Source organism: Blautia sp. 2227st1_G12_2227SCRN_220401 (genome assembly GCF_039062885.1).
Lineage (GTDB): Bacteria > Bacillota > Clostridia > Lachnospirales > Lachnospiraceae > Blautia_A > Blautia_A fusiformis.
In genome coordinates this window covers 62,251-78,618 of record NZ_JBCLNI010000006.1, presented here as the reverse complement: position 1 = coordinate 78,618, position 16,368 = coordinate 62,251, and the positions used below count along the sequence as shown (strand labels likewise).

Sequence of the window (16,368 nt, the reverse complement as noted above, 5' to 3'; positions counted from 1 at the left end):
GATTACGCCTCTTTTACCCAGACTTTGAGACTTCCGGTTACCTTCGGATGAAGTCGTACCGGAACATTGGTAACACCCAGGTTACGGATCGGATTCTCCAGCTGGAGCTTTTTCTTATCGATATCAAGATTCAGCTGTTTTTTGGCTGCCTCTGAGATTTCTTTTGAGGATACAGAACCGAATGTTCTTCCGCCTTCACCTACCTTCAGAGTAAGGATAACCTCCTTTGTGGAAAGCTCCTCTGCAAATGCCTTGGCAGCGTCCAGGTTTTCCTGTGCAACCTTTTCTTCATTTGCCTTACGGAGTTTCAGGTCATTGAGATTCTTGGATGTAGCTTCAACACCAAGCTTTTTTGGCAGGATCATGTTTCTTGCATATCCGTCACTTACATTTACGATCTGTCCCTTTTTACCCAGGGATTTAACATCTTCCAGAAGAATTACTTTCATTTCTATTTGTCCCCTTCCTGATATAACTGGTCTATAATTTCTTTCAGCATTCTTTCGGTCTCATCCATGGTGTCTTTCACCTGTGCACCGGCAATATTCAGATGTCCGCCGCCGCCCATCCGCTCCATCATGACCTGTACATTCACTTCATCAATGGCTCTGGCACTGATGTAAACCTCATTATTATAGCTGGTAAGAACAAAAGATGCCTTGACTCCTGCGATATTGAGCAGCTCATTGGCCGCCTGTGCTCCTACAACGGTAGGACTTTCCAGACCTTCACTCGGACATCTTGCAATGGCAAAATAATCTCTGTAGATCTCCGCAGTACGAACTGCCTCCGCTCTCGCCTTATAGGAATCAATATTATCCCGGAGCATCTTACGTACACGTGTCACATCTGCTCCGCATCTGCGCAGGAATGCTGCTGCCTCAAAGGTACGCACACCCGCTCTTGTTGTAAAGTTGTTGGTATCGATCATGATACCCGCATAAATACAGTCCGCCTCAATACTGCGAAGCTTCAGCCCGTCTGCAAAATACTGCAGGATCTCTGCGATCATCTCGCAGCTTGAGGATGCATATGGCTCCACATAGGACAGAACTGCATTCTGGATCACCTCGCTGCCGCGGCGGTGATGATCCAATACCACAATGGTCTTTGTCATATAGAGAAGATCCTGGCATTCGGTATAGCTTGGCTTGTTAGTATCCACCACAATTACTACCGTATTGTTATCCACCAGCTCTTTGGCCTGATTACTGTCCACAAACATGGACGGCTCATAATCCGGATTCTCCATAAATCCACTCATCAGCGGCCGAATGGATGTGGTCGGATCATTGATTACAATATGCACCGGCTTACCAAGAGTCTTACCGGCACGGTAAATACCGATCCCAGCTCCCAGAGCATCCACATCTGTGATCTTGTGTCCCATAACCACCACTCGATCCTTGGTGCTCATAAATTCCTTCAGAGCCTGAGCCTTCACTCGTGCCTTCACTCGGGTTGATTTCTCCATCTGCTGTGCCTTGCCGCCAATGTAGGTAATATTATTTTCATTTTTGATCACTACCTGATCACCGCCACGGCCCAGTGCCATCTCAATGGCAATTCTGGCATATTCGTAATTCTGGATATACGTAGAAGCATTCAGACCGATTCCGATACTTAATGTCACAGCCATTTCATTTCCGATGTTAACCGTCTTAACCTCATCCAGGATATGAAAACGCTGTTCCTTCAGTGTTTCCAGTGAACTCTGGCGCATGATCAGAAGATATTTATCTTTCTCCAGTTTCTTCACAAGGCCATCAAAGTTGGAAAAATACTTAGTGATCTTTCGGTCGATCAGTGCGATAAGCAGAGATCTTCTCACATCCTCCACGCTCTCCAGTGCTTCTTCATAATTATCCAGATAAGCCAGTGCTACAACAAGCTTGTTATCCTCATTTTTCTGGATGTATTCCTTAAGCTCTGTTTCATCATAAAGATACATGGCGATCAGACTGACATTCTGGGACATATTCTCCAGAATATCCGCATGGCTGACTACTTCACCCATAGTCACCCGCTGCATGGAAACCCGATAGATCCGATCCCCGAAATGTATACTCATCTCGGAAATTTCCGGTTCATCGGCTACAGGAAGCTTGTCCGGAGTAATATCCGGGAAAACTGTGCTGATATTTTTTTTATAAAACTGATCTCTCCCCGTGATCTCTGAAAAAACACGGTTGGACCAGATCATGCGGCCTTCCATATCCATAATGGCATAAGGAAGCGCCAGTTCTTCCAGCATCCGCTTTTCTACCACATCATACTGATTGGCAAATGCGATCATATCATTGATGATCAGCGGTTTGTGATATCGAAAAAGCTGTACTGCGATAAAAATATAGATCACAGTACCTACAGACACCAGAATTCCAGCCTTTACACTTACAATAAACACCAGCAGGTCCAGCAGCACGACCAGGACCGAAAGGTACAACGGCCAGCGCATGAAGTGTTTCATAGGCCCCTTGAATTTAACTTTGTTGTTCATTGCTTTTTCCTGTTCTTAATGTAATTTAACCCATAAGTTATTTAACATTATACCAGATTCCTTATTATAATTCCATAGCAATGATAAAATCTGTTTTGCTCATAAAAAAAACAGGGCCGCTGCCTCCAGATGACTGCTCATCTGTTTCGCAACGACCCCGTATAAGATCAGAATTAGTCCTGAACGTATGGCATCAGGGACATATGACGTGCTCTCTTAACAGCAACTGTCAGTGCTCTCTGATGTTTCGCACAGTTACCTGTAATTCTTCTCGGGAGAATTTTACCTCTCTCGGAAACATACTTTCTTAACTTTGCTACATCCTTGTAATCGATCTCGTTATTCTCTTTACCGCAGAATACACAAACTTTTTTTCTTCTGCGTCCGCCTCTTCTCTTCATCGGAGAATCTGGTCTCTCGCCTCTATTGTAAGCCATGATTGTTTCCTCCTATCTTATTCGTCTCATCTGTCTTGATCAGATGTTCTAATTGAACGGCAGCTCCTCATCAATTCCATCTGGAATGTTCATGAAGCCGTCGGCGCTTGCTGCGCTCGGACTCGGCATAGACGTTGCAGGTGCTGCCTCTGTTCTCGGATGAGCTGCTGCATAGCTGTCGCTTGATGCTTTGCTCTCAGCAAATTCCTGATCCTCAACAACAACCTCTGTCGTATAAACCTTCTGTCCCTCACGGTTCGTATAGCTTCCTGTCTGGATACGTCCCGTAACTGCAATTTTCAGTCCCTGTCTGAAATACTTTTCCGCAAATTCTGCTGTACGTCCGAAAGAAACACAGCTGATAAAATCAGCACTTGCCTCTCCGTCACGACGGAATCTGCGATCAACTGCCAGTGTATATCTGGCGATTGCCAGGGCATTTTCTCCTGCGGAATATCTTACCTCAGGATCTCTTGTCAAGCGTCCCATTAATATTACTTTGTTCATCGTTCTACCTCTCTTATGATTTCACTTAACTGAACAGGTTCTTAATGGTGTTTTCAAAAATCCGCTGCAAAAATTATGCCTCTTTCTTGACAACCAGGTATCTTAATACATTGTCCATGATGCGGACATGTCTCTCGATCTCCGCCGGGCACTGAGAATCTGCTTCAAACTGAATAAAATAGTAGAAGCCTTCATGCATTTTCTGAATCTCGTAAGCTAATTTCTTCTTACCCCATTCTTCAACTTCTGTGATCACGCCGTTGTAACGTGTGATGTAGCCTTTTGCTTTCTCAACTACAGCGTCACGTGCTTCGTCCTCAAGCTTAGCGCTCACAACTAATGCTAACTCGTACTTGTTCATGCTTGTCTTAACCTCCTTATGGTCTTTTGGCCCTTTGCCTGTCAAAGAGCAAGGATATGAAATATATCACGATTGTTGATTCTAGCACATCTCTCCCGTGATGTAAAGCATAAATTTAATTTTTTTCAATTTTTTTCAAATCTCGTGTATTTTTCTCAACCAGCTTACGTGCCACCATGATCTGATGTCCGCAGCCCTTGCATTTCAGGCGGAAATCCGCTCCTACGCGAAGGATCTCCCATTCTTTACTGCCACAGGGATGAGCCTTCTTCAGTGTGACAATATCTCCAACTTCATAATTTAATCCCATTTGATACTCCTCATTTTTATTTTGCAGATCATCCCAAGTTCCCATATTTTCAGACTCTTATCTGAGAAAACACCTGCCCGATCGGTTCTTTAATAAGAAGATCCGCATATTTATCCCTCGGTGTCGGTGCCTTGTTGATCACCACCAGATGATTTCCCCGGAAATAATCGATCAGACCTGCTGCCGGATATACCGCCAGAGAAGTTCCCCCGATGATCAACACCTCCGCCTCTGAGATCACTCTTACTGATTCCTGGATCGTATAGTCATCCAGCCCTTCCTCATAAAGGACCACATCCGGCTTGATCATGCCGCCGCAGCTGCACCGCGGAACATCTTTCGATTCCTTCATATATTTAAAATCATAGAATTTCCCGCATTTCACACAATGATTTCGGTAAACGCTTCCGTGAAGCTCCAGGACCTTTTTACTTCCTGCCATCTGGTGAAGATTATCGATATTCTGAGTGATCACAGCCTTCAGCTTTCCTGTTTGCTCCATCTCCGCCAGCTTAAGATGTGCCGCATTCGGTTTTGCAGTATCACAAAGCATCTTATCTCTGTAAAATTTAAAGAATTCCTCAGGTTTTCGCATAAAAAATGTATGGCTTAAGATCGTCTCCGGCGGGTAATCATATTTCTGGTTATACAGTCCGTCCTGGCTTCGAAAATCCGGGATCCCGCTTTCTGTTGAAACACCTGCGCCGCCGAAAAATACAATATTTCTGCTTTCATCAATGATCTTTTGTAATTTTTCTATCTCATTTCCCATATCATTTCCTCCCAAACTTATCCGCAAAAGCTCTACTGTGGGTTCACCGCATTCACTCTTTTTCCCTGTACCACAAAACGTGTTGCCTGATTGCCGGTACAGGTTGATAATGTAACGATCTTATCCTTCACATTGGCTTCACTTGCAGTGGCATCTGTTCTGATCTCCGAATTCTGGAACATTTTTTTCTCATATTCCAGAAACTCTTTGCCAGGTCCTTTAAATAAGGTATACGTATCGCTGTTTACAGAAGTCGTATACGCTGCAATGATCTCATACCGGTAATCTTTTTCCGGTGTGAGGATCCAGAAATATTTGCTGGTATTATAAAGCGTCTCATCCGCTCTGTACTTTTTCAGCATTCCAAACATGGAACCATTCTTCATGTTGTGTCCGTACACCAGGGTATTACAATCGCTGAAATCTCTTTTGTTCTCATAATCAATAAAGATCGTTCCCGCAAAATTATAATTTTTCTCATATGTCTGGTGCAGATAAAAATTATTATCCTCTCCCTGTACCACCGGATAACTGATCTCAGGCAATGCTTCCATATAGATCCAGCCGATCACATCCTCATTGATACTCCTGAGAGAATCAAAATCAATGCTCACAGGTGCTACAGGCTGTTCATCCGGCTGATCTATCTCTTCCACCTGGTCAGGATCACGTTCTGTCACTGCCATTTCGGAAATGCTGTTATATTCATCGGTTCCTTTTTTATATTCTGTATAAATATGATAAAGGTTAAAAGCTGCATAACAGAAAATACAGATTGCCACGATCAGAACGATCGTCAGAATATGATCTCCAACTGTTTTTTTCTTTTTCACCTTGTTTTTCCTGCTCATAATCACACTCCTTTAAATCTGTCAGGATCATCTGGTTTCTGTATTTATTATAAATATCCCTCCGTTTTCTTGCAACCGTTTTGTTTTTGTCCTGTTTTATACAGAAAGAAGCCGCCTCGGAATGGGCATCCGAAGCGGCTTGTAAGGTATATTCTATTTCAGAGCTGCTGTTATTTTTCAGGCCAGTTCTTTTCCTGTAAGCATTTTGTATGCCTGGAGATATTTCTCAATAGTCTTGTCAACGATCTCCTGCGGAAGTGTCCAGTCGTTGTCCGGATTGGCTTTCAGCCAGTCACGTGCAAACTGTTTGTCAAAGGATGGCTGACCATGTCCTGGTTCATAGCCTTCTGCCGGCCAGAAACGGGAGCTGTCCGGTGTCAGCATCTCATCACCGATAACCATGTTTCCGTCCTCATCAAGACCAAACTCGAATTTTGTATCTGCAATGATGATTCCCTTGCTGAGTGCATACTCTGCACATTTTTTGTAAAGAGCAATGGTGTTGTCACGAAGCTTTTCTGCATACTCGCGTCCTTTTCCTGGGAAGTATTTCTCAAGATGATCGATACTCTGCTCAAAGGAAATATTCTCATCGTGATCACCGATCTCAGCCTTGGTAGATGGTGTGTAGATCGGCTCAGGCAGCTTGTCGGATTCCTTCAGTCCCTCCGGAAGCTTGATGCCGCATACAGTGCCGTTCTCCTTATAGCTTGCCCAGCCGCTTCCTGTGATATATCCACGTACGATACACTCGATCGGAAGCATGTTCAGTTTACGGCACATCATGGATTTTCCTTCGAATTTCTCCTGCTGGAAAAACTCCGGCATATCCTTGGTATCTACAGAGATCATGTGGTTCGGAAGAATGTCCTCAGTCATGTCAAACCAGAATTTGGACATCTGGGTCAGTACAGCACCTTTCTTTGTAACTTCGTTATTCAGAATTACGTCAAAGCAGCTGATACGGTCTGTTGCAACCATGATCAGACTGTCTCCATTGTCATAGATCTCACGTACTTTACCTTCTTTGATTGGTTTTAATTCCTGCATGTTCTCACACCTCATCATTCGGTTATTTGATTTTTGTTTTCGACACCGTTACCGTATCACCTCACAAGCCCTCCTGTCAAGATGTCAGGCCCCTTTCAGTCATAAGTATTCGTTAAGGGATCATTCATATTTCTAATAGTGATGCACATTCCTCCTGAAGCTTTTTCTCCTGTTTCCGGTAAAGAAGCTTCTCACTGCAGGCAAAATAAGGATCACAGCCATACTCTCGGATAAAGGCCGCCGCATGGCTGTTCCGGGTCAGTCCGGTGACAAAAAGCACCGTTTCCTGTCCGTCCCCGAAGCATTCCTTCATAAATGCAAATGCCTGTTCCAGCTCCCCGCTGATCTTTTTCGCACAGGCTTTTCTATTCTCCGCCATTTCCGTAAACAGCTGCCGGATCCGTTCAAAGCCAGCCTCTGTTTCTGTGATATGCTCCTTTCGGATAGTAAGGCTGAATTCCTCCAGAGTGCGGATCACAAGCTCTTCCGTAGTCTGCTGATCTGCGGTAAGAAGCTCCGCCTCCAGACGGACAGCCAGACTTTTCTTCTTCATATCTGTAAATTCATCCAGCGCTGTCATGTCCTTTTTATCCTGAAGAAATGCTTTCAAATGCAGAAGTTCCTGATAAACAGCACCTGTCCCACCATCCATCTTCTCATAGGTCAGAAAACTTCCGTTCAGACCGTCAAGCAGAAGCCCTGTCACAAGGAAGCGTTCCTCAAAGGAAGCTTCCTTCGCCATTTTTACCTTTTTCTGCTGTTCCTCCTCCGGCATCTCTCCGGAAAGCAGGCGTCCCAGGCCATAGTCCTCTCCGTACTTCCGATACAACTGATAGCTGGCAAAAAAGCTTCTTGCGATCTCCTCTCTGCATAAATACTCCCCGACCAGATTCTCTGTGATCTCCACGCCCAGCTCCTCATAAGCCTTCAGGATCTCAGACAGGTCTTCCCAGCCTCTTGCTGTCACGAAGAATTTCCCGTCCACTGTATTCTCCACAGAATAAAAATGATCCTTTTTCATGCCGAGATAAGCCAGGATCGATCCGTGGATCTCCTTTTTCCAGGCATACTCCATCCACACCTCAAGATCTGCCTCGATATCCATCCTCCGCACACGGTCCAGTGTTACAATATCAAACTCCCGGACCGATTTATTATATTCCGGAGGATTTCCTGCTGCCGCGATCAGCCATCCTTCCGGCACACTGTGGCTTCCGAAGGTCTTGTTCTGAAGGAACTGCAGCATGGTAGGCGCAAGTGTCTCGGAGACACAGTTGATCTCATCGATAAACAGGATTCCCTCCTTCTTTCCGGTACATTCCATACAATCATACACAGAAGCAATGATCTCGCTTAAGGTATACTCTGTGATGCTGACCTCTTTTCCGTTGTAGCACCGGGTCACGATCCTTGGCAGTCCTACCGCACTCTGTCTTGTATGGTGGGTGATGGTATAGGCTACCAGACCTACCTCGCATTCCTCTGCTACCTGCTCCATGATCGCTGTTTTCCCGATTCCGGGAGGTCCCATAAGCAGGATGGGACGCTGCCGGAGTTTGGGAAATGTGTAGCGTCCGGCTGCATCCTTCCGGTTGTAAGCCAGTAAGGTATGTTTGATCTCTTCTTTTGCCTCTTTTATGTTCATGTTCTGTAACGCACTCCTTCCTGCTCTGCCACAAGCCGGATCGCCCAGGGCGGAACAAGCTCCATTTTTTCTGTTTTATGTAAAAATACAAAGGCCGTTTCATAATCTGGTTTGCTTCCGGGATATATCCCGTCCCCGTCTGTAAAATAGATCAGAGCCTTAAGACTGCGGATTTCTTTTTTCTCCTGCTGCTCCTTCACATACCGGAACACCGGCCGGAAATCTGTTCCGCCCCGGCCCTGTATGGTGATATTTTTGCTGTATTCCTTCCATTCTTCCTCGGAATGGATCACCTTAACATCCTGGATACAGCAGTCACACTGGATCAGATACACCTTCATTTTATGGAAAAAATTCTCTTTTTCACTGAGAATGGAATACGTTTCTCCAAGGAATCTCCGCACAGTCTCTCCATCACAGGAGCCGGAAGTATCAATGGCGATCACCAGCTCCTCCAGACGGTTCACTTCCTTATATTCCAGCGGCTCGATCAGCGGAAGATTTCCATAATGCTCCATCCCGTAATTATAAAAAATATAATCAAAGCTTTCCGTATCCAACTCCACCTCTTCCCGCAGCACAGAAAACTGACGGAGAAATTTTTTGTAATCGTACCTTCCGGATCTTACCGTTCCTGCCTCTTCCTTCTGGTCCCCTTTCTGGCTTCCCCGCCGTTTCCGGTGATCCTGACGGTTTGCGGCAGTATAGGAAAGAAGCTTGTTCCATTTTTCCTTTGTTCTTTTTCCTTTTTCTCCTGTGCAGATATCCCACAGGGTGTGGTCATCAAAATGAAAGGCTTTCTCCAGTTCTTCCAGGTGAAACGGAAAAGCCTGTTCCTTCAGCTTCCGGCATATCTTTTCTGCAGAATCCGACCTGTCTCCCAGAATATGAAAAACCTTTTCACGGATTTTTTTCGCATCGCCGCCTGTCTCCAGAATCGGGATCTTTTCCCTGGAAATGATCTGTTCCACCGCAATATCACAGGCCAGGTTCCATAAGCGTCTGTCCTCCTGATCCTCCTGAAAAAGGTGCAGATACAGACAGTGCAGCAGCATATGAAGATAACCTCTTCGCACTGCCTCCGGCTTTTTTACATAAAGCTTCAGAAGATATTCCGGGGAAAAAAGAAAAAAAGCTCCATCTGTTCCAATGGTTCCAGTCTGCTCTGAGCCCTTCCCGGAAATGCAGGCAAAAGCACCGTCCAGATATGGAAAATAGTAGTACAGTTCGTTCCTTATATTTTCCAGGATATGTATTCCAAGCTCTTCCTGCCTCCGTTCCACCGAATCCGCCTCCATTCCCGCTTTCCTGAAAAAATCACAGCTCGAATTTCTTCTCTTTAAATCCATAATTTGCTTTTTTCAAATGGAGAAGTCCCATCAGCGCTGCAGGTCTCCTCCACTCTTCAGCCAGTTTCAGGAACACCTCCAGCTCCTGTTCCCCAAACCATTCGTTCTCATAAAGCTTCTCGATCTTTTCCCAGTCATCTTCCAGAATCAGGCGTTCCACAGCCGGACGGATCCTTTTCTTAAGATATGCTCCATAATGCGCGCGTTCCTCTTCCTCCACACCTTCCTCCAGAAAATATCCCCGCAGGGCAACTGCCAGCCGCAGCGGCTCCTGCTTGGTACTTCCGAATTTCCGGTAAAGATGAATGGCCTCTTCTTTGGCATCCTCATTCTCTGCCCGCATTTCAAGAGCAGTGGCAGCAACTTCCACATCTTTTTGAAAACGGCTTAATTCTGTCATAATGATCCCTCCTGTCTGCTGTCTGTTTATAGTGTTCGAGAAAATGCTTTTGTATGACATTATCATATCACGTACCGCTTTGTTTGAACATTATTTTTTGTTAAAAAAGAAACCGCCATTGCCTTTTCACGACAATGACGGTCTGAAGATTTTTCTCAGATTCCCTTTTTATAAAGAATAAATGAATAGATCATTGGCACAAGGATGACCAGCAAAATTACCGCAAAAACAATTTCCGTTTTCAGGAGCAGCGAATTCATAAGAAAAAGCAGCCCTGACAGGATCAGTATCCAGCCTGTCATACGGTTGGTACGGTTCCAGTTCTCCTCGCTGTTCAAGGTCCAGGGAAGCTTCATTCCCACTGTATAATTCTGTTTCACCTTATGAACGTAATTTCCGAGAATGATAAACATGATCCCCACCATGATATTCACGATCACACCTATATCAATGTCCATACCCAGAGCAAGACCATAGATTGACATGCAGGTGATCACAGACACCACCGGAACCAGCCACAGGATCATAGTAAAAATACGCCTGTTGATATTTTTTCGCTTTGGATCATTGGCTGTAAAAAACACGCAAAACAGATGGATCAGCAAAAGCAGAAACGGAATTCCAAAAACTGCCATCGGTTTGCTGCTCCAGCCATTAGCCAGATTGTGCTGATCAAAATGTGTTGCGATCTTCTCCGGCAGACGGTTCCACAGCAGGATCCCTGCCAGTGACGGCGAGACCGTAAGGATACTCCCGGAGATCAGAGACATTTTATATTCCTTCAGAAACTCTTTTCTTTCTTCACCTTTCATCATTCTTTCCCCCTTTCAGATCACTGAGCCACAGAAGCAGCTCCTCTACAACTGTAGTATTCAGTTCGTAATACACGAAATTCTTCACCTTCGTTTCCCACACAAGATCTGCTTTCTTCAAAATTTTCAGATGATAGGATATGGTTGCGCCTGTCATGTCAAAATGTCCTCCGATCTCACCGGCTGACATTTTCCCGTTTTTCAGAAGCTGCAGGATTTCTCTCCGCACAGGATCCGAAAGTGCCTTGAAGGTTTCCGCAAACGCCATCGTGTATGTCTTCCTCCTTTCGGATAGTATTTAGAAATATTTCTAAATAGAATATATCACTTCCGGATTCCCCGGTCAATAAGTATTTAGATTTTTTTCTAAATAGTTACATTTGTCATATATCAAAAAATGAGGATACCGATCATCGCCTCTGCGACCTTACGATATCCTCATTCACCATCGATCAACCATTATTTATTTTTTCCCCTCTTAAACCTACCTCATGCAAAAACCAAGACTGGATGTGATCTCCGGCGCAAGCTCCGGCACATGTGCACAAAAGTCCATCTCTCTGCCAAGGCCAATGGATGCAACTCCAAGAATGGATTTGCCATTTACTGTTCTGCTTCCCCTTTTCAGATCCACTGCAAACGGAAAATGCTCCGTCACATCAAGAAAACGGTTCACTTCATCCATGCTCTCAAACTGTACTTTTTTTACTGTCATCGTTTTTTTCACCTCTTTTCTCTATCTATACTACTATTTTACTATGATATAATTATTTGTATAGAGTAATTTTTTTATAAAAAAGGTGATTTTTTTAGATGTTATCTTCTCCTATTTCTGTTACAATATAAAAAAACAACACCCAGGAGGTATCAGAATGTCAAAAAAGAACCTTATCGCAGGACAGTCCGGCGGACCGACCGCAGCTATCAACAGCAGTCTTTACGGTGTGGTATCTGAAGCACTTAAACATACAGAGGAGATCGACCATGTTTATGGTATGGTCAACGGCATTGAGGGATTTTTAAACGGAACAGTCCTTGATTTCCAGGAAACACTTCCGGGAGAGCAGCTTCTCGCTCTTACCTGGACACCCGGCGCCTATCTCGGCTCCTGCCGTTACAAGCTTCCGGAATCCCTGGAGGATCCGGTTTATCCGAAGCTTTTTCAGAAATTCGAGGAGATGAATATCGGCTGGTTCTTTTATATCGGCGGCAACGATTCCATGGATACCGTCAGCAAGCTTTCCCGCTATGCTGAAAAGATCGGCAGCGACATCCGTATCCTCGGTGAGCCGAAGACCATTGATAACGACCTTGTAAACACCGACCATACTCCCGGATTCGGAAGTGCTGCCCGCTACGTAGCCTCCACCGTCCGTGAGATCACCCTGGACGCCTGTGTCTATGAGAAAAAATCCGTCACTATCATCGAGATCATGGGACGTCACGCAGGCTGGCTCACCGGAGCTGCTGCCCTTGCCCGGAAATATGTTGGAGACAATCCGCTTCTCATTTATCTTCCGGAAACCGATTTCGATGTAGAAGAATTTCTCCAGAAAGTTCATGCTGCCTTCGAGAAAAACTGCAACGTCGTAGTCTGTGTATCTGAGGGAATCCATGATAAAGACGGCACTTTCATCTGCGAATACGACAGCGCTGCCGGAACCGACGCCTTCGGTCACAAGATGCTTGCTGGCTGCGGTAAATATCTTGAGAATCTTGTACGCAGCCGTCTTGGCGTCAAAGCCCGCTCCGTAGAGCTCAATGTAAGCCAGCGCTGCTCTGCAGCTATGCTCGCCGGAACAGACCAGCAAGAAGGCATCCTCGCCGGTGAATTTGGTGTACAGGCTGCCCTGAACGGCGAAACCGGAAAGATGATCGCATTTAAACGTCAGAGTGATTCTCCGTACTCCATGAAATGTACACTGGAGGATGTCAACGTTATCTGCAACGAAGAAAAGACGGTCCCTGTGGAATGGATCACAGAAGACGGCTCCGATGTCACCGAAGACTTTATCCGCTATGCCCGCCCGCTGATCCAGGGAACTGTAAATGTTCCGGTTGGTGAGGATGGACTGCCGGCGTTCGTGTATCGGAAATAAGATTTGTGGTAATGCGGATAAAAATATCCACATTTGCTGCGTAACTCTGTCCTGAGTAACTGTTTATCCGTCATTCGATAAAAAATGCACCGGGAATTTCCTAATAGTTCCCGATGCATTTTCTTTATTTCTCTCTATATATTTTTCTTTTTTATTTCTTACTGCGATATGCTTCTGCTTCCCAGTGTGTGATAAAATATGTGATCTCATCGGTCATCTGCAGCGGGCCGCCAAAGCTCTCTGCATACACTGCAAGCTTGATCGCATCCTTTACCAGAAGCTGTGCCTTTGCAGCCTTTCCTTTGTCATCTTCCATGATAAATGCGCCAACGCCCTGTACCAGGATCAGTCTTGGCTCTTTATCATTCTCTGCCATAAATGCATCCATCGCATTTTTCGCCTCATCAATATTTTCTACAAATAACGGATAAGGTCCGCAATATACAATATGATCCGGAGTAAACGGCTTCAGAAGAGGTGCCGCAGCAGTTTTATCTTTTACAAAATTATCCGCCTCCGCAGCCGGTACGACTTCCACCGCATGTCCAAGCAGACTGGAAAGCTTCTGTGCTGCCTGCTCTTTTTCAGGTGTAACTGCATCACTTACATCCGCAGTTCTCTTTACCTGCTTTTCCAGCTTTCCGATCACACCATCGAATAAAACGCCGATCTCCTCTACAGTATCAGCCGCAACAAAAATTCCGTGATTCTGAAGCAGAAGAACCTGCACGTCTTTTCCTGTTTCTTCTTTATAGGCATTCATTTTCTCGAAGCAGATGCGGGCAAGTGTGTATCCCGGTTTGCAGATATCGATCCAGAGTACATCTTTTCCAAGAAGCTCTTCGCAAAGAGCCTTTGCGCCCTTTCCGCAGGTCAGTCCATTGATAAGTGTCGGATGAACATGCAGGACATACGTATAGGCAAACAGATTGTGGAGCAGTGCTTCCACGCTGGGACGTTTGGTTTTATCCTCATCGGTCACTGCCGCCATTACATCTGCAAGATATGCAGATTCACGCTTCACATCATCCGCCGGATATTCCGTTTTCATGATCTCATTCAGACGGGCTCTGTCCATTTTGACAAATTCCTCTGCCTTAATGGTAGCAAGCTGTGTACCGGATCCCTTTACATACAGTGTTGTATCGTCTTTTACAGAAGTATTACCGCCTCCTGCCAGAACATAGGCCGGATTGCTTCCGTAAGTGTTTGACATTTTTACCAAAGTTGAAAGCTCCATAAGTAAAATTCCTCCCTGTTGTGTCATTATATGATTTTTCCATATATTTATAGTACACGATACAAAGTGAATTATCTATATGAATATTTTTTCCAAAATTAGTACTTTCGTATCCTTTTATTATTTTTCCAAATGTAATATCTATGCATCTACTCTTTCCAAAGGAAATAATCTGTTTCTGCTTTTCATATTTTTTCCAGCTCGCATCATCTCACGTCAGCAGTTCAAAGGTATGATACAGATCCACCTTCCCATACCCCCACTCCGGGTTTGGGTACTGCATGTTTTCTTCTCTTCTTGCGCCCCTCTGCAGATAATATTTCACGCTGCTCCCAGTAAAAAACGGCTGGTTATCCCGTATGATCGCCCATTCAAACAGAAGTGCCGCGATACCGGCGGTCTGTGCGGCGGAGATACTGGTCCCGGAGCGGGTTCCAAAGCCGCCTCGTACCAGCGGCACTTTTACGTTAACGCCAGGAGCTGCCAGATGTGGAGTGATCATGCCATCTGGCGTATAGCCTCTGCCTGCTGCAATGTAGATGCTTCCGTCACGATGCTGGTAGGCAGTTGCCGTAATGCTGTTCCTGGCGTCTCCCGGCGCTGTCACCGTGGTATAGGGGGATGGTTCCAGAAAATAGGTATCCTGGGAGATCAGCCCTTCCACAGGAAGCCATATATGGAACTGTACGTTCTGTTGATTTCTTGCCTGGGTAAAAATTTTCCAGATACCGGACGCCGGATGGAAAAATCGGATATACACCAGGGAATATCCGGTCTGACGCTCGATCAGGATGTAATTCACATACACCTTTGTTTCCACAAAAACAAATGACAGCTCCTGGGTTCTGGAACCTATGGAACTGCTGACTTCCAGTATCTCACCGGTTGGTGACTGGATGGAAAGCTCATAGATTTCCGGCGGTTCTCCCCAGAATTCTATGGTAAAGCCCTGCTCTCTTTCCGCTACACGGAGTTCTGTCACGATCTGTTCCCTTCCCTGAGAAAAAATCCCCGTACTGTGGTTTCTTGTATTTCCTTCGTTTCCTGCTGCCACAGATACGGATACCTGAGAAAAATTTGCCACATAGTCCACATACTGGCTTAACGCATTTGTCCCCAGATGCGCGCCCTGGCTGCTTCCGATCCCCAGGCAGATAGAAAGTGGCATCTTCAGCTTTTTGGCCTGGGAAATCGCAAAAGCAATGGCCATCATCACATCATTTTCCTGAAAAGCTTCTGCCTCCGGAGGATAAAGATAAAAATTCCGGAGATATTGCTTTGCCGGCTTTACCTTGATGATGATCAGGGTTGCCTCCGGCGCTGCTCCGGTAAAATTTTCTCCGGGTACCATATTTCCGGCAGCAATACCCGCCAGTGCCGTGCCATGGCCGTTGGTATCTCTGGATGGCACGATGGCAAACGGCTCCTCGGAAGCCAGTGCCCGGTCGATATCCTTTTTCCGGAATAATTTGCCATATGGAACTTCTGTATCTGCTATATCATCCCCCGGCAAATTATCTGCATCTCCATTTTCAGCTTCCAACTCCCGTCCAGACTGATTTTGTTCTTCCTCTTCTATGGACTGATCCCATAAATAAGCGATTCTGGAGCCGCCTGCATTTCGAAACACTTCATTCTGATAATCAATCCCCGAATCGATCACCGCCACCGCAGTACCTTTTCCACGCAGCTTCAGATAAGGGTGATCGTGCAGCCTGTTGATCCCTGATTCCCCTGCTGCCTCCATATCCATGTAGGTATAACATTTCGGGATCGAATTATAGGAGGTTCCCGTGACCTCAATTTCTCCCATACTTTCCAGCGGAACATAAAGAACCCCGAAAATTTCATTGATCGCCCTAAAAGATGCCCCCGGAAAAAGTTCCATAGTATCCTGGACATTCTGCATATATTTCACGATAAAATCCCCGAAGCGCTGACTCTGTGCCGGATTTTCCGTCTGCGCTCCGGGGATCTTATCCTCTGTTTTCATATTTGGTTCAAAATCTTCTTTTCTGAGCATAACAGGCCTGCT

18 protein-coding genes are annotated in these 16,368 nt (G+C 45.4%); 1 reads left to right on the top strand and 17 read right to left on the bottom strand.

Going from position 1 to position 16,368, the window contains the following annotated elements:
- Positions 1-2 precede the first annotated feature (2 nt).
- From rplI to ABCM67_RS04510, 15 genes are all read right to left on the bottom strand, one after another.
- Complete coding sequence (gene rplI, locus ABCM67_RS04580; protein WP_015527184.1) at positions 3-449, bottom strand: 50S ribosomal protein L9; 447 nt, start codon at positions 447-449, stop codon at positions 3-5.
- A gap of 2 nt (positions 450-451) precedes the next feature.
- Positions 452-2,500, bottom strand: a complete 2,049-nt coding sequence (locus ABCM67_RS04575; RefSeq protein ID WP_092068347.1) for a DHH family phosphoesterase — start codon at positions 2,498-2,500, stop codon at positions 452-454.
- 173 nt (positions 2,501-2,673) lie between these two features.
- On the bottom strand, positions 2,674-2,937 hold the full coding sequence (gene rpsR, locus ABCM67_RS04570; RefSeq protein ID WP_021651398.1) for a 30S ribosomal protein S18: 264 nt from the start codon (positions 2,935-2,937) through the stop codon (positions 2,674-2,676).
- A 48-nt stretch (positions 2,938-2,985) separates the two neighbouring features.
- Positions 2,986-3,444 (bottom strand): single-stranded DNA-binding protein, encoded by a 459-nt coding sequence (locus ABCM67_RS04565; protein ID WP_015527188.1) that lies wholly within the window; start codon positions 3,442-3,444, stop codon positions 2,986-2,988.
- 73 nt (positions 3,445-3,517) lie between these two features.
- Complete coding sequence (gene rpsF, locus ABCM67_RS04560; protein WP_015527189.1) at positions 3,518-3,805, bottom strand: 30S ribosomal protein S6; 288 nt, start codon at positions 3,803-3,805, stop codon at positions 3,518-3,520.
- A 115-nt stretch (positions 3,806-3,920) separates the two neighbouring features.
- The gene (locus ABCM67_RS04555; RefSeq protein WP_022426426.1) at positions 3,921-4,115 is read right to left on the bottom strand and encodes a DUF951 domain-containing protein; all 195 of its coding nucleotides are present in this window, start codon (positions 4,113-4,115) and stop codon (positions 3,921-3,923) included.
- A gap of 49 nt (positions 4,116-4,164) precedes the next feature.
- Positions 4,165-4,887: an NAD-dependent protein deacylase gene (locus ABCM67_RS04550; protein WP_147602956.1), complete on the bottom strand. Its 723-nt coding sequence runs from the start codon at positions 4,885-4,887 to the stop codon at positions 4,165-4,167.
- Positions 4,888-4,919: 32 nt separating this feature from the next.
- Positions 4,920-5,738, bottom strand: a complete 819-nt coding sequence (gene srtB, locus ABCM67_RS04545; protein WP_021651401.1) for a class B sortase — start codon at positions 5,736-5,738, stop codon at positions 4,920-4,922.
- Positions 5,739-5,915: 177 nt separating this feature from the next.
- Positions 5,916-6,788, bottom strand: a complete 873-nt coding sequence (locus tag ABCM67_RS04540; protein WP_015527192.1) for a phosphoribosylaminoimidazolesuccinocarboxamide synthase — start codon at positions 6,786-6,788, stop codon at positions 5,916-5,918.
- Positions 6,789-6,912: 124 nt separating this feature from the next.
- Complete coding sequence (locus tag ABCM67_RS04535; protein WP_342992547.1) at positions 6,913-8,433, bottom strand: AAA family ATPase; 1,521 nt, start codon at positions 8,431-8,433, stop codon at positions 6,913-6,915.
- Positions 8,430-9,716 carry a VWA-like domain-containing protein gene (locus ABCM67_RS04530; RefSeq protein ID WP_342992546.1) on the bottom strand — a complete coding sequence of 429 codons (1,287 nt, stop codon included), beginning with the start codon at positions 9,714-9,716 and terminating at the stop codon, positions 8,430-8,432. Before ABCM67_RS04530 ends, ABCM67_RS04535 begins: the two co-directional genes overlap by 4 nt.
- A 34-nt stretch (positions 9,717-9,750) precedes the next feature.
- Entirely contained in the window at positions 9,751-10,182 is a 432-nt protein-coding gene (locus tag ABCM67_RS04525; protein WP_092068357.1) for a hypothetical protein, read from the bottom strand.
- 155 nt (positions 10,183-10,337) lie between these two features.
- The gene (locus tag ABCM67_RS04520) at positions 10,338-10,997 is read right to left on the bottom strand and encodes an SdpI family protein (protein ID WP_330604070.1); all 660 of its coding nucleotides are present in this window, start codon (positions 10,995-10,997) and stop codon (positions 10,338-10,340) included.
- Complete coding sequence (locus tag ABCM67_RS04515) at positions 10,984-11,262, bottom strand: autorepressor SdpR family transcription factor (RefSeq protein ID WP_015527197.1); 279 nt, start codon at positions 11,260-11,262, stop codon at positions 10,984-10,986. The genes ABCM67_RS04520 and ABCM67_RS04515 overlap by 14 nt, the downstream gene beginning before the upstream one ends.
- Before the next feature lie 216 nt (positions 11,263-11,478).
- Positions 11,479-11,709, bottom strand: a complete 231-nt coding sequence (locus tag ABCM67_RS04510) for an HPr family phosphocarrier protein (protein WP_015527198.1) — start codon at positions 11,707-11,709, stop codon at positions 11,479-11,481.
- Between the two features lie 157 nt (positions 11,710-11,866).
- Here ABCM67_RS04510 and ABCM67_RS04505 point away from each other — a divergent pair, with 157 nt between their 5' ends.
- Complete coding sequence (locus ABCM67_RS04505; RefSeq protein ID WP_342992544.1) at positions 11,867-13,093, top strand: 6-phosphofructokinase; 1,227 nt, start codon at positions 11,867-11,869, stop codon at positions 13,091-13,093.
- 151 nt (positions 13,094-13,244) lie between these two features.
- On the opposite strand, the gene ABCM67_RS04500 is transcribed toward ABCM67_RS04505, so the two are convergent.
- Both ABCM67_RS04500 and ABCM67_RS04495 read right to left on the bottom strand, forming a co-directional pair.
- The gene (locus ABCM67_RS04500) at positions 13,245-14,333 is read right to left on the bottom strand and encodes a class II aldolase/adducin family protein (protein WP_215638215.1); all 1,089 of its coding nucleotides are present in this window, start codon (positions 14,331-14,333) and stop codon (positions 13,245-13,247) included.
- A 211-nt stretch (positions 14,334-14,544) separates the two neighbouring features.
- Positions 14,545-16,356, bottom strand: a complete 1,812-nt coding sequence (locus tag ABCM67_RS04495; RefSeq protein WP_118752997.1) for a S8 family peptidase — start codon at positions 16,354-16,356, stop codon at positions 14,545-14,547.
- Between the last annotated feature and the right edge of the window lie 12 nt (positions 16,357-16,368).